The sequence below is a fragment of the Mesorhizobium sp. M7A.F.Ca.AU.001.01.1.1 genome (assembly GCF_004022735.1).
GTDB lineage: Bacteria > Pseudomonadota > Alphaproteobacteria > Rhizobiales > Rhizobiaceae > Mesorhizobium > Mesorhizobium ciceri.
In genome coordinates this window covers 1-13,682 of sequence record NZ_RZPF01000068.1, presented here as the reverse complement: position 1 = coordinate 13,682, position 13,682 = coordinate 1, and the positions used below count along the sequence as shown (strand labels likewise).

Annotated in this window: 11 protein-coding genes and 1 pseudogene; 10 read left to right on the top strand and 2 right to left on the bottom strand. The window is 63.2% G+C overall.

All coding sequences use genetic code 11. The features are described from left to right. Both EN884_RS06795 and EN884_RS06790 read left to right on the top strand, forming a co-directional pair. Positions 1-203, top strand: a pseudogene (locus EN884_RS06795) (hypothetical protein); the annotation flags it as partial. 301 nt (positions 204-504) lie between these two features. Next, entirely contained in the window at positions 505-3,186 is a 2,682-nt protein-coding gene (locus EN884_RS06790) for a DNA translocase FtsK (protein ID WP_063169455.1), read from the top strand. A 103-nt stretch (positions 3,187-3,289) separates the two neighbouring features. On the opposite strand, the gene EN884_RS06785 is transcribed toward EN884_RS06790, so the two are convergent. After that, positions 3,290-3,673 carry a hypothetical protein gene (locus EN884_RS06785; protein ID WP_127218570.1) on the bottom strand — a complete coding sequence of 128 codons (384 nt, stop codon included), beginning with the start codon at positions 3,671-3,673 and terminating at the stop codon, positions 3,290-3,292. Positions 3,674-4,018: 345 nt separating this feature from the next. Next, the gene (gene fsa / locus EN884_RS06780; protein WP_024504222.1) at positions 4,019-4,675 is read right to left on the bottom strand and encodes a fructose-6-phosphate aldolase; all 657 of its coding nucleotides are present in this window, start codon (positions 4,673-4,675) and stop codon (positions 4,019-4,021) included. A 90-nt stretch (positions 4,676-4,765) separates the two neighbouring features. On the opposite strand from fsa, the gene EN884_RS06775 reads away from it, so the two are divergent. From EN884_RS06775 to EN884_RS06740, 8 genes are all read left to right on the top strand, one after another. Continuing rightward, a complete protein-coding gene (locus EN884_RS06775; RefSeq protein WP_063169454.1) occupies positions 4,766-6,949 on the top strand; it encodes a primosomal protein N' in 2,184 nt (727 codons plus the stop codon). A 54-nt stretch (positions 6,950-7,003) separates the two neighbouring features. Continuing rightward, positions 7,004-7,699: an aspartate/glutamate racemase family protein gene (locus EN884_RS06770; RefSeq protein WP_063169453.1), complete on the top strand. Its 696-nt coding sequence runs from the start codon at positions 7,004-7,006 to the stop codon at positions 7,697-7,699. A gap of 95 nt (positions 7,700-7,794) precedes the next feature. Then, a complete protein-coding gene (locus tag EN884_RS06765) occupies positions 7,795-8,190 on the top strand; it encodes a DUF4345 family protein (RefSeq protein WP_013529034.1) in 396 nt (131 codons plus the stop codon). 246 nt (positions 8,191-8,436) lie between these two features. Continuing rightward, a complete protein-coding gene (locus EN884_RS06760) occupies positions 8,437-8,997 on the top strand; it encodes a F0F1 ATP synthase subunit delta (RefSeq protein WP_013529035.1) in 561 nt (186 codons plus the stop codon). Further along, the gene (gene atpA, locus EN884_RS06755) at positions 8,997-10,526 is read left to right on the top strand and encodes a F0F1 ATP synthase subunit alpha (protein WP_013529036.1); all 1,530 of its coding nucleotides are present in this window, start codon (positions 8,997-8,999) and stop codon (positions 10,524-10,526) included. The genes EN884_RS06760 and atpA overlap by 1 nt, the downstream gene beginning before the upstream one ends. Positions 10,527-10,558: 32 nt before the next feature. Further along, positions 10,559-11,443, top strand: coding sequence for a F0F1 ATP synthase subunit gamma (locus tag EN884_RS06750; RefSeq protein ID WP_013529037.1), 885 nt, complete (start codon positions 10,559-10,561; stop codon positions 11,441-11,443). Positions 11,444-11,513: 70 nt separating this feature from the next. Continuing rightward, entirely contained in the window at positions 11,514-13,106 is a 1,593-nt protein-coding gene (gene atpD / locus EN884_RS06745; RefSeq protein ID WP_027163462.1) for a F0F1 ATP synthase subunit beta, read from the top strand. A 102-nt stretch (positions 13,107-13,208) separates the two neighbouring features. Further along, positions 13,209-13,616, top strand: coding sequence for a F0F1 ATP synthase subunit epsilon (locus EN884_RS06740; protein WP_013529039.1), 408 nt, complete (start codon positions 13,209-13,211; stop codon positions 13,614-13,616). Positions 13,617-13,682 lie beyond the last annotated feature (66 nt).

The following is a 13,682-nucleotide window of genomic DNA, read 5'->3' as shown; positions in this document are numbered from 1 at the left end:
GCTATACGCTGGCCGATGCGAAGACCGGCGTGGTGATCGCATCCGGCAAGCGTTCGATCACCTCGTCCTTCGACAGGCCGCGTCAGGAATTCGCCGCATACCGGGCGCAGATCGACGCCGAGAATCGCGCGGCGCGAGAGTTGGCGGAAGCGCTGCAGCTGTCCATTGCCCAGGACCTTGTCCGGCACGGCAAGACCGGCTAGCGCACCTCATCTGCTTCACGAAAACGGTCTGGCGCCCCAGGCATGACGGGATGATCGTGGGATCATGACCAGATTCCCGAACAGAGCCAGATTCTGAACAGAGATTGGCCGAAGAGACCCATCGGCCTGCTATGGCACAGCGAGTAGATCGCGCCACCGCGGTGGGTGCGGCGAGGCGACGATCGTGCCGCGTCGCTCGCGAAGATTTTGGCGCTCAGGATCGTAGGCGACCCATCCGGGAAGCAACTGTTAACCACTCGCTCCCTATTGCTCGGCAGACATTTCAGAGTGAGTCTTGAGAATGGAAGCCAAGCGTTTTTCCCGGGTCAATTTGTCGACGGCCGCACCGCCTGATGATCCCGAGGGGAAGCGCTTCGAGAGCATCGGCGACAGGGGTGATCAGCGAAGTTCTTCCGCCGCAGGCGCCCTTGATCGTATGGCTCGCAAGGAGCCGGACGGTCGGCAGCCCGCCACACGCCAGGCCGGCTATTCCGCGCCTATGGTCGATCTCGGCGGCAACAAGCGGCCCTATATGGAGCCGCGGAGTGGCTCGGACGACACGCCTTCGAAAATCGGCGATATCGAGAGCCCTGCCTGGCAGGAATATTTCTTCCTTGCACCCAACGTGCGTTTTACACGCACGCCGGATTATGAGGCCAGGAAGCATCATCCGCAGCACGAGCGTGTCGTCGAACACGGCGCGACGCGCCCGGCACAGCAAGCCGTTGCGCAACCCATGGTCGGCAGGGCGTCCTCCGCGCCCTCGCTCCTGGCATTGCCGGCGTCGGTGAAAAGCCCTGCCTCCCAGCCGCAGACCGGGCACGCCACGCAAGGGCCACTGCCGCCGGCTGCTGCTTTTGTCCCGTCCGTGCGCGCCAGGGAGAGGGTGCCAGCCGTTGCGCCGGTGCCGCCGAGGACGGTCGCAACGAGACGGGCATCCGCGCGTGCGTCCGTTGCTCCGGGCGCCCCGATCAAAACCGAAAGGCTGCGCTGGCCCTATCTTTCGGATCATGCCTTCTTCGAGGCTATGGCACCCTATCTGGTCGACGTTTCGCCGCCGGCCCGGCAAACCGGTTCAGCGTCGCCTGCGCCGCTCGCCGCAGCGCCAGTCACCACTATGCCGATCGACATCCGTCCGACGACAGGGACCGATGCCACCGCCTTGTTTCGTGTCATCGACTGCCTGCCGGGCCAGGCCTTGAAGCCGTTGCCGGATGTTTGGCCGGCCAATTCGAACCAGGCCGTCGCCCAACCTGACGTGCCGGCGAGCAATGCGCCGTCGCCGGTCCAGCCTGTCGCAATTCCAGCCGCCAAAAGCGTCGCCGTTTCCGCGCCGGCCGCGCCAAGTGCGAACGTCCCTGCCAAGGCCGTTGGCGCCCGCTCTGCACGCTTGCCTGGGGCTGGAAAGGTCGTGCTGTCAACCGCGGGCGATCCCTATGAGCTTCCCTCGGAAGAGCTGTTGCAGCAGCCACCGGAGGGACAAGGCTTCTACATGTCGCAGGAGCGGCTCGAGCAGAACGCGGATCTGCTGGAAAGCGTGCTCGAAGACTTCGGCGTGCGTGGCGAGATCATTCATGTTCGTCCCGGCCCGGTCGTCACGCTCTATGAATTCGAGCCGGCGCCGGGCGTCAAATCTTCTCGCGTCATCGGGCTTGCCGACGATATCGCCCGCTCCATGTCGGCGATTTCGGCGCGCGTCGCCGTCGTGCCCGGCCGCAACGTCATCGGCATCGAGCTTCCGAACGAGATGCGCGAAACCGTCTATTTCCGGGAACTGATCGAATCCGAGGGCTTCCGCAAGACAAGCTGCAAGCTGGCGCTGTGTCTCGGCAAGACGATCGGGGGTGAGCCGGTCATCGCCGAGCTGGCGAAGATGCCGCATCTGCTCGTGGCCGGAACCACCGGCTCCGGCAAGTCGGTCGCCATCAACACCATGATCCTGTCGTTGCTCTATCGGCTGAAGCCGGAAGAATGCCGGCTGATCATGGTCGATCCCAAAATGCTCGAACTCTCTGTCTATGACGGCATCCCGCATCTTCTGACGCCCGTCGTCACGGATCCCAAGAAAGCCGTCACGGCGCTCAAATGGGCGGTGCGCGAAATGGAGGACCGGTATCGCAAGATGGCGCGGCTCGGTGTGCGCAACATCGACGGCTACAACGAGCGCGCCGCCCAAGCCCGCGACAAGGGCGAAACCGTCGTCATGACGGTGCAGACCGGCTTCGAAAAGGGCACCGGCGAACCGCTTTTCGAACAGCAGGAAGTAGACCTGGCGCCGATGCCCTACATCGTCGTCATCGTCGACGAGATGGCCGACCTGATGATGGTCGCCGGCAAGGAGATCGAAGGCGCCATCCAGCGTTTGGCGCAGATGGCGCGTGCTGCCGGCATCCACCTGATCATGGCAACGCAGCGTCCCTCGGTCGACGTCATCACGGGCACGATCAAGGCCAATTTCCCGACCCGGATTTCCTTCCAGGTGACGTCGAAGATCGACAGCCGCACCATCCTGGGCGAGCAGGGCGCCGAGCAGCTGCTCGGCCAGGGCGACATGCTGCACATGATGGGTGGCGGGCGCATTTCGCGCGTGCATGGGCCGTTTGTCTCCGACGCGGAGGTAGAGCACGTCGTGGCGCATCTCAAGGCGCAGGGCCGGCCTGAATATCTGGAAACCGTGACCGCCGACGAGGATGAGGAAGAAATCGACGAGGACCAGGGCGCGGTCTTCGACAAGGGATCGGTTGCAGCCGAAGACAGCGATGCGATCTACGACGAGGCGGTCAAGGTGGTGGTGCGCGACAAGAAGTGTTCGACCTCCTACATCCAGCGCCGCCTCGGCATCGGCTACAACCGCGCCGCATCCCTGGTCGAGCGTATGGAAAAGGAAGGATTGGTCGGCGCACCCAACCATGTTGGCAAACGCGAAATCATCATGGGCCGGCGCCAGCCGGCGACCGTGCCTGAGGATGACGGCGCGGACTGAGCGACCCCGGCCGTTATGGGATCATGCTTCAGGGGATGCTTCAGCTGCGGGTCAAGCTCGTGAATTCCATCACCTATCCCAGCCTAAACCTTAAGCATCTACACTAGCGGTTAGTGACGGCCTTTCCAATGCTGACGACCACATAGGATAACCAGCCAATGACATGCCCGAAGAAATAGATGCACAGTCCCAAATATGTAAGCAACGCAATCACAAATAGCTTCTCACCTAACGCAACATTCGTCACGAAGCCTTGAGGCAACAGGGCAAGAATCCAACCGAAGTGAAGGCCCCAGCTACACCCCCATTGACCACACGTCCGGTTGGCACTCAGCACCGTTGCGCCAAGCCACACGACCGAAATCACTATGAAACTCACCCACGAATAACGTTTGTCCCGAATGAGGCCGTAGATTGAAAATGCCTTTGCGAAAGCGAGTCCTATTGATGCAAGAACAGAAAAGGCGATTGAGATTAGAAGGCTCATGTTCGACCCAGTAGCTAAAACATCGAAGCTACAGCCAGCACCTTTACAAAGGGTTCGACCAAGTCATCGTTTTTTAAGTTCGTCGAAGGGCATCTCTCTAGCGTGATATCCAGGGTATGCTTCAGCAGCGTGTCGATCTGGTGAACTCGATCAAATATCCTGTTTTGAACTTGTCGCTCTCGATTTCAGCTGGATGCAATGCTGCGATGCAGTAAAGCCAAAAGAGCTAGTGCAAGGCACCCAAAAACAAAGACATGGAAAGTCACCCCACCCGCAGCACATAAAAAAGACCGGTTGCCCGGTCTTTTTTCACTGCAAGCGCATTGGCTTCAGCCGATCGCCATCTCAGCCAATCGATTGGCCGGTCTTGGCCCAGTCGGCGAGGAAGGCGGCGAGGCCCTTGTCGGTCAGCGGATGGTTGACCAGGGCCTTCAGGGTCGCCGGCGGCGCGGTCACGACATCGGCGCCGATGAGTGCCGCCTGCTTGACGTGGTTCACGGTGCGCACCGAGGCGACGAGGATCTCGGTCTGGAAATCGTAATTATCATAGATCTGCCGGATTTCCTGGATCAGCTCCATGCCGTCGATGCCGATGTCGTCGATGCGGCCGACGAAGGGCGAGATGAACGAGGCGCCGGCCTTGGCCGCCAGCAGCGCCTGGTTGGCCGAAAAGCACAGGGTGACGTTGACCAGGCGGTTCATCTCGGTGCGGATCGTCTTGCAAGCCTTGAGACCGTCCAGCGTCAGCGGCACTTTGATGCAGACATTGTCGGCGATCTTGGCCAGAACCTTGGCCTGCTGCATCATCTCGGAATATTCGGTGGCGGTGACTTCAGCCGAAACCGGACCCTTGACGATGTCGCAAATCTGTTTGGTGACCTCGGCGATCTTGCCGCCGGATTTGAGGATCAGCGACGGATTGGTGGTGACGCCGTCGAGCAGCCCCAGATCGTTCAGCTCACGGATATCCTTGACGTCGGCGGTGTCGACAAAAAATTTCATGGCGGGTCTCCTGAAGATTTTCATGTGCATGTCATGCACATTTGGGGTCGGCCTTTGATCTAGACCAAAGTCAGGGCAAGGTCACGCCTCATGATCGAAGATTCGCCCTTTGTCGCAGCCGCACCGGTGCTGGTGCCGATGCCCGCCGAACGCCCCTACACCTACGCCGTGCCGGCCGGCATGCGCGTGGTGCCGGGCTCGATCGTGCGTGTGCCGCTCGGGCCGCGCCAGGTCGCCGGCATCGTCTGGGATGGCGCGGTCGAGAAGGTCGACGCGAAAAAGCTGCGTCCTATCGAACAGGTCTTCGACTGCCCGCCGATCGACCGCGCGATGCGCCGTTTCGTCGACTGGGTGGCGCAGTACACGCTATCGCCGCCCGGCATGGTGGCGCGCATGCTGCTCAGGGCGCCGGAGGCTTTCGACCCCGAACCGTGGATCGAGGGGTTGCAGCGCACGCTTCTCGCACCTGACCGGATGACGGGCGCCAGGCAGCGCGTGCTGGAGACGGCCGAAGGCGGCCTTGCCTGGACGCGCTCCGGCCTCGCTCACGCCGCCGGCGTGTCCTCGACGGTGATCGACGGCCTGAGGGCGCAAGGCGTGTTCGAGACCGTGATGATCCCGCCGCGCCCGGTGGTGGCCGCGCCCGATCCCGGCTACGCTATTCCGGAACTGATGCCGGACCAGGGCGCCGCGGCGCAGATGCTGCGCGCCAATGTCGCAGCCGGCGTGTTCAACGTCGCGCTGCTCGACGGCGTCACCGGATCCGGTAAGACCGAGGTCTATTTCGAGGCTGTGGCGGCTGCGCTCGACCAGGGCAGGCAGGTGCTGATCCTGCTGCCGGAAATCGCGCTGACGCATGCCTTTCTCGAGCGCTTCCAGCAGCGCTTCGGCGCCAAGCCGGGCGAATGGCATTCCGACCTGCCGCCGCGGATGCGCGAGCGGGTTTGGCGGCAAGTGGCGGAGGGCGGCGTGCGGGTCGTCGCCGGCGCGCGCTCGGCGCTGTTCCTGCCGTTCAAGGAGCTCGGCCTTATCGTCGTCGACGAGGAGCACGACCCTGCCTACAAGCAGGAGGACCGCGTCTTCTACAATGCGCGCGACATGGCGGTGGTGCGCGGCCATATCGGCAGCTTCCCCGTGGTGCTGGCGTCGGCGACGCCGTCGGTCGAAAGCCGGGTCAATGCCAGCCAAGGTAAATATAACAGGGCGGTGCTTTCCGCTCGCTTCGCCGAGGCGGCGCTTCCGCATCTGAAGGCGGTCGACATGCGGCGTGCGCCGCCGGCGCGTGGCGGTTTCCTGTCGCCGGTGCTGCTCGACCAGATGCGCCAGACGCTGGAGAGGAAGGAGCAGTCGCTGCTGTTCCTCAACCGGCGCGGCTATGCGCCGCTGACCCTGTGCCGGGTCTGCGGCCATCGTTTCGGCTGCCCGGTCTGCTCGGCCTGGCTGGTCGAGCACCGGTTTCGCGGGCAACTGGTCTGCCATCATTGCGGGCACAATGAGCGCCGCCCCGAAGCCTGCCCGGAATGCGGCACGCTCGATCATCTGGTCGCCTGCGGACCGGGTGTCGAGCGCATCGCCGAAGAGGTCGTGACGCATTTCCCCGACGCGCGCACCATCGTCTTGTCGTCAGACCTGATGGGCGGCGTGCGGCGGCTGCGGCTGGAGCTGGAGGCGATCGCCGACGGCGAGGCCGATATCGTCATCGGCACGCAGCTCGTCGCCAAGGGCCACAATTTCCCTAATATGACCCTGGTCGGCGTCGTCGATGCCGATCTCGGCCTTGCCAACGGCGATCCACGCGCCGCCGAACGCACATTCCAGTTGCTCAGCCAGGTGACAGGCCGCGCCGGCCGCACCGGCAAGAAGAGCCTTGGACTGCTGCAGACCTTCCAGCCCGACCATCCGGTGATGCGGGCGATCGTCTCCGGCGACGCCGAGGCTTTTTACGAGCGCGAGATTGCCGAGCGCGAACGGGCCGCCCTGCCGCCCTTCGGCCGGCTCGCCGGCGTCATCGTCAGCGCGGTGACGCGAGCGGAAGCCGAGGGCCATGCACGCGGCCTGCGCCGCGCAGCACCCGAGGCGTCAGATCTGTTCGTGCTGGGTCCAGCCGAGGCGCCGCTGTCCCTGCTCGGCGGCCGCCACCGCTTCCGCCTGCTGATCCAGGGCGAACGGCGCGCCGACATGCAAGGTTTTATCAGGGCCATGCTGGCCAACGGGCCGAAGCAACGCGGCTCGGTCCGGGTGCAGGTCGACGTCGACCCGCAGAGTTTTTTGTAAGGTTGCGCTTTCAGCGATAGGTTGCCCGCAAGCCAGCGAGATGTGGAAACTCATATGAAGACCCTTGGCCTGCTCGGCGGCATGAGCTGGGAATCGACCGCCATCTACTATCGCCTGCTCAACGAGATCGTGCGCGAACGGCTGGGTGGGCTGCATTCCGCGAAACTGCTTCTGTGGTCGTTCGACTTTGCCGAAATCGCCGAGCGGCAGCATCACGGCGACTGGGACGGTGCCGGCGTGCTCCTCGTAGAAGCGGCGCGCAAGCTTGAGGCCGGCGGCGCGGAAGGTCTGCTTTTGTGCACCAACACCATGCACAAACTGGCCGATCAGGTGCAGGCGTCGGTGTCGATCCCGCTGATCCACATCGCCGATGCCACCGCAGTGGCGGTCAAGCGTGCCGGAATGCAGCGTCCGGCGCTGCTGGCGACGCGCTTCACCATGGAGCAGGATTTCTACAAGGGCCGGCTCGCTGACAGATTTGGCTTGGACCCCGTGGTGCCGGATGCGGCCGGGCGCGACATGGTCCATCGCGTCATCTACGACGAGTTGTGCCAGGGCATGGTCAAGGAGACTTCAAAGGCGGCCTATATCGCCGAGACCGAACGCCTGCGCCGCGAAGAGGCGGCCGACAGCGTCATCATGGGCTGCACCGAGATCACCATGCTCATCGGCCAGCAGGATTTCGACATCCCGGTCTTCGACACGACGCGCATCCATGTCGAGGCGGCTGTGGAATTCGCGCTCGGTTGATGCGCGCTGCCTAAAGTACCTGGACCCATCTGGCGCGGGGGCTTTCCTCCGTTAGAATGCCCGGAATTTCAAAACAGGCATCTCGAGGGGACAAGATGGATTTTGCGCTTCCATGGCCGACGAGCCAGGGCGAATGGCTGGCTTGGTCGAGCGCCGTCTTCACGGTGCTGCTCGGGCTTTTGTTCTTCCTGGCGCCGGGTCTCGCCTTTCGTGCCCTGCGCCTGCAGGTCAAGCCAGAGAAGGCTGCGGCGATCGCCGAGGGGCGCGGCAGGATGTCGGGCTTTTATCTGGGTGTCGGCCTGTGCTGTATCCTGCTGGCGCAGCCGCTGATCTACATGGCGCTTGGCTTCTCCTGGCTGTTCACTGCCTTCGGCCGGCTGCTGTCGATGATGTCTGATGGCGCCAACACGCCTTTCAATTGGGTTTCCATTGTGCTGGAATTGGTCCTGGCGGCGTTGCCGCTCGCCTTCGCCTTCGGCTTTCTGCCCTGAATCATTGGGTATTCCGCGATCGAAGACGGGCGACTTTCGCCGGATGCGACAATAGTGCCTGAAAACCATGCGGAACGACGCATTGCGGTCTTAAAATGCCTGTGCTAGACGGCAATCGACTTTCGGCCGGGGATAGCGGAAGCCGCGCCTCCGTGCTCGAAAAAATGCAGTAAGGTCAAAGATTTAGCCAGAGTTTTTGCTCGCGCCAACAATCTACGGCCTGTCAGACAAGAGAAAAGACGGTCCGTGGCTCAATCGTCATCGCCAATCTCAGGTGTCGCAGAACGCTATGCGGGTTCGCTGTTCGAACTCGCCCTGCAGGCAAATTCCGTGGCCAAGGTCGAAGCCGACCTCAACAGTTTCGAAATCATGCTCGCGGGCAGCGCTGATCTCACCCGGCTGATCAACAGCCCGGTGTTCTCCAGCGAGGACCAGGCGAAGGCCATCGCGGCGATCGCCGACAAGGCCGGGATCACCGGCCTCACCGGAAATTTCCTGCGCGTCGTCGCCCGCAACCGCCGGCTGTTCGCCATTCCCGGCATGATCAGGGCGTTCCGCCAGATATCAGCCGAACACCGTGGCGAGACCGCTGCTGAAGTGACGTCGGCTCACGCGCTGACGGCTGTCCAGCAGACCGAACTCAAGGCGGCGCTGAAGAGCGTTGCCGGCAAGGACGTGGCTATCTCCGTCACCGTCGATCCGTCGCTGCTCGGCGGGCTGGTGGTCAAGATGGGCTCGCGCCAGATCGATACGTCGCTCAAAACCAAACTCAATTCGCTCAAGCTTGCACTGAAAGAGGTCGGCTGATGGACATCCGCGCCGCGGAAATTTCCGCAATTCTGAAAGACCAGATCAAGAATTTCGGCAAGGAGGCCGAGGTCTCCGAAGTTGGACAGGTGCTGTCCGTCGGTGACGGTATCGCTCGTGTCTACGGCCTCGACAATGTCCAGGCCGGCGAGATGGTCGAATTCCCCGGCGGCATCCGCGGCATGGCGCTCAACCTCGAAGCCGACAATGTCGGCGTCGTCATCTTCGGCGCCGACCGCGACATCAAGGAAGGCGACATCGTCAAGCGCACCGGCGCCATCGTCGACGTTCCCGTCGGCCCAGGCCTGCTCGGCCGCGTCGTCGATGCGCTCGGCAATCCGATCGATGGCAAGGGTCCGATCAAGGCAGTCGAGCGCAAGCGCGTCGACGTCAAGGCGCCCGGCATCATTCCGCGCAAATCGGTGAACGAGCCGATGTCGACCGGCCTCAAGGCCATCGATGCGCTGATCCCGGTCGGCCGCGGCCAGCGCGAGCTGGTCATCGGCGATCGCCAGACCGGCAAGACCGCCATCATCCTCGACACGATGCTCAACCAGAAGTCGGTGCACGACAACGGCCCCGAGAAGGAAAAGCTCTACTGCGTCTACGTCGCCGTCGGCCAGAAGCGCTCGACCGTCGCGCAGTTCGTCAAGGTGCTGGAAGAGCGCGGCGCGCTCGAATACTCGATCATCATCGCCGCCACCGCTTCCGACCCGGCGCCGATGCAGTTCCTGGCGCCGTTCGCCGGCTGCACCATGGGTGAATATTTCCGCGACAACGGCATGCACGCGCTGATCAGCTATGACGATCTGTCGAAGCAGGCCGTCGCCTATCGCCAGATGTCGCTGCTGCTGCGCCGCCCGCCGGGCCGCGAAGCCTATCCGGGCGACGTGTTCTACCTGCACTCGCGCCTGCTCGAGCGCGCCGCCAAGCTCAACGACGATCTGGGCGGCGGGTCGCTGACCGCTCTGCCGATCATCGAGACGCAGGCCAACGACGTGTCGGCCTACATCCCGACCAACGTGATCTCGATCACCGACGGCCAGATCTTCCTCGAAACCAACCTGTTCTTCCAGGGCATCCGTCCTGCGGTGAACGTCGGTCTATCGGTGTCGCGCGTCGGCTCGGCCGCGCAGATCAAGGCGATGAAGCAGGTTGCCGGCTCGATCAAGGGCGAGCTCGCGCAGTACCGCGAAATGGCGGCCTTCGCGCAGTTCGGCTCGGATCTCGACGCTGCCACGCAGCGCCTGCTCAACCGCGGATCGCGCCTGACCGAACTCCTGAAGCAGCCGCAGTTCTCGCCGCTGAAGACGGAAGAGCAGGTCGCGGTGATCTTCGCCGGCGTCAACGGTTATCTCGACAAGCTGCCGGTCAACCAGGTCGGCAAGTTCGAGCATGGCCTGCTCAGCCACATGCGTGCGGCCGGCAAGGACGTTCTCGACGCCATCCGCAAGGAAAAGGCACTGTCGGACGATCTGCGCGCCAAGCTGAAGGCCGAGATCGACGCTTTCGCCAAGACCTTCGCCTGAGCGAAGCGACAAGACGGGATCAGGTTTGAAGCATGCCTTCATTAAAAGACCTTCGTAACCGTATCGCCTCGGTCAAGGCGACGCAGAAGATCACCAAGGCGATGCAGATGGTCGCCGCGGCGAAGCTGCGCCGTGCGCAAGAGGCTGCGGAAGCGGCGCGCCCCTATTCGGAGCGCATGGGTTCCGTGCTGGCCAACATCACCCAGGCGATCGGCGGCGGTGGCGATGCCCCGGCGCTGATGACCGGCACCGGCAAGGATGATGTGCATCTGCTCGTCGTCTGCACCGCCGAGCGCGGCCTGTGCGGCGGCTTCAATTCGCAGATCGCCCGTCTTGCCCGCGACCACATCCGCAAGCTTTTGGCCGACGGCAAGCAGGTCAAGATCATCTGCGTCGGCAAGAAGGGTTTCGACATCCTGCGCCGCGACTACGCGTCGCTGATCATCGATCGCGTCGATCTGCGCGAGGTCAAGACACTCGGTTTCGTCAATGCCGATGCCATAGCCAAGAAGGTCATCCATCTCTTCAACGAGGGCGGCTTCGACATCTGCACGCTGTTCTATTCGCAGTTCAAGTCTGTGATCAGCCAGATCCCGACCGCGCAGCAGATCATTCCGGCGGGCGTTGCTTCGGCTCAGGCGGAAGTGACGGATGGCGGCAACGCTGTCTATGAATACGAACCGGAGCCGGGCGAAATCCTCTCCGATCTCATTCCGCGCAACATCTCGGTGCAGGTTTTCCGGGCACTGCTCGAAAACGCGGCCGGCGAGATGGGCGCCAAGATGAGTGCCATGGACAATGCGACGCGCAACGCCGGCGAGATGATCAACAAGTTGTCGATCACCTATAACCGCCAGCGGCAGGCGCAGATCACCAAGGAACTGATCGAAATCATTTCGGGCGCCGAGGCGCTCTAGGCGCGGTCCACGGGTTTTTTGCCCGCGACCGGACCGCGTGAGAAACAAAGGACGAAAAAGGGTAAAGACGATGGCGAAAGCAGCGACCCCCCAGAAGGCAGCCCCCAAGGCCGCAGCCGCGAAGGCAGCAGCCCCCGCGAAGGCGGCAAAGGCTCCAGCAGCAGCCGCGAAGGCGGCCCCGGCCAAGGCAGCAGCACCGGCGAAGGCCGCAGCTGCCAAGACATCGGCAGTGGCCAGCAAGGCAACCGGCGTTGTCGGCAAGGTCCGCCAGGTCATCGGCGCCGTCGTCGACGTGCAGTTCGGCGATCACCTGCCGGCGATCCTGAACGCGCTCGAGACGACCAATGTCGGCAACCGTCTGGTGCTCGAAGTCGCCCAGCACCTGGGTGAAAACACCGTGCGCTGCATCGCCATGGACTCGACCGAAGGTCTGGTTCGCGGCCAGGAAGTGCGTGACACCGGCGCGCCGATCACCGTGCCGGTCGGCCCGGGCATGCTCGGCCGCATCATCAACGTCATCGGCGAGCCGGTCGACGAAGAAGGCCCGGTCGACGCGATCGAAATGCGCTCCATCCACCAGCCGGCTCCGACCTATGTCGAGCAGTCGACGGAAGCACAGATCCTGATCACCGGCATCAAGGTGCTCGACCTCCTGGCTCCCTACGCCAAGGGCGGCAAGATCGGCCTGTTCGGCGGCGCCGGCGTCGGCAAGACCGTGCTGATCCAGGAACTGATCAACAACATCGCCAAGGCGCATGGCGGCTATTCGGTGTTCGCCGGCGTCGGCGAGCGCACCCGCGAAGGCAACGATCTGTATCACGAGTTCATCGAATCCGGCGTCAACAAGAAGGGCGGCGGCGAAGGCTCCAAGGCCGCGCTCGTCTACGGCCAGATGAACGAGCCGCCGGGCGCGCGCGCCCGCGTCGGCCTGACCGGCCTGACGGTTGCGGAGTATTTCCGCGACCAGGGCCAGGACGTGCTGTTCTTCGTCGACAACATCTTCCGCTTCACGCAGGCGGGTTCGGAAGTGTCGGCTCTGCTTGGCCGTATCCCGTCGGCGGTGGGCTATCAGCCGACGCTCGCCACCGACATGGGCGCGTTGCAGGAACGCATCACCACCACCACCAAGGGCTCGATCACGTCCGTGCAGGCGATCTACGTGCCCGCCGACGACTTGACCGATCCGGCGCCGGCGACCTCGTTCGCCCACCTTGACGCGACCACGACGCTGAACCGCGCCATCGCCGAAAAGGGCATCTATCCGGCGGTCGATCCGCTGGATTCGACCTCGCGCATGCTCGACCCGCTGGTCGTCGGCGACGAGCATTACGGCGTCGCGCGCCAGGTGCAGTCGATCCTCCAGCGCTACAAGTCGCTGCAGGACATCATCGCCATCCTGGGCATGGACGAGCTGTCGGAAGAAGACAAGCAGACCGTGGCCCGCGCCCGCAAGATCGAGCGCTTCCTATCGCAGCCCTTCTTCGTCGCCGAAGTGTTCACCGGCGCGCCGGGCAAGCTGGTCGACCTCGCCGACACCATCAAGGGCTTCAAGGGCCTCTGCAACGGCGACTACGATCACCTTCCGGAAGCTGCCTTCTACATGGTCGGCGGCATCGAGGAAGCGGTCGAGAAAGCACAGCGCCTCGCGGCTGAAGCGGCGTAATCAAGCGAATAGCGAATAGGGAGTAGCGAATAGGGAATATGGGCCGGCGAATTCTTCTTCTGACTACTCGCTGCTCGCTATTCGCTATTCGCTAAATTGATCATGGCTGAAGCTTTCAAGTTCGAACTGGTCTCGCCGGAGCGCCTGCTTGTTTCCGAGCAGGTTGAATCCGTCGTCATTCCGGGCGCCGAAGGCGAGATGACCGTGATGGCGCATCACGCGCCGGTCATGACCACGATCAAGCCGGGTGTCGTCACCGTGAAGACCGCAGCGGGCGGCGAAGAGCGCTATGTGGTGTTCGGCGGCTTCGCCGACATCGTTCCGGCCGGCTGCACGCTGCTGGCGGAATCGGCTGTCGCGGTGAAGGATGTCGACCGCGCCGATCTCGCGCGCCGCATCCAGGAAGCCAAAGAAGACGCCACTGATGCCAAGGACGACGAGGCTCGCAGCAAGGCGGAACAGTTCCTTAGCCAGCTCACCACGCTGGAAGGCGCCATCCTGCCGGCTTGAAATTCGGTTCGATGAAAGAGTAAAAAGCGGGGCCTTGCCTCGCTTTTTTGTTTAAATGCCCAAGGC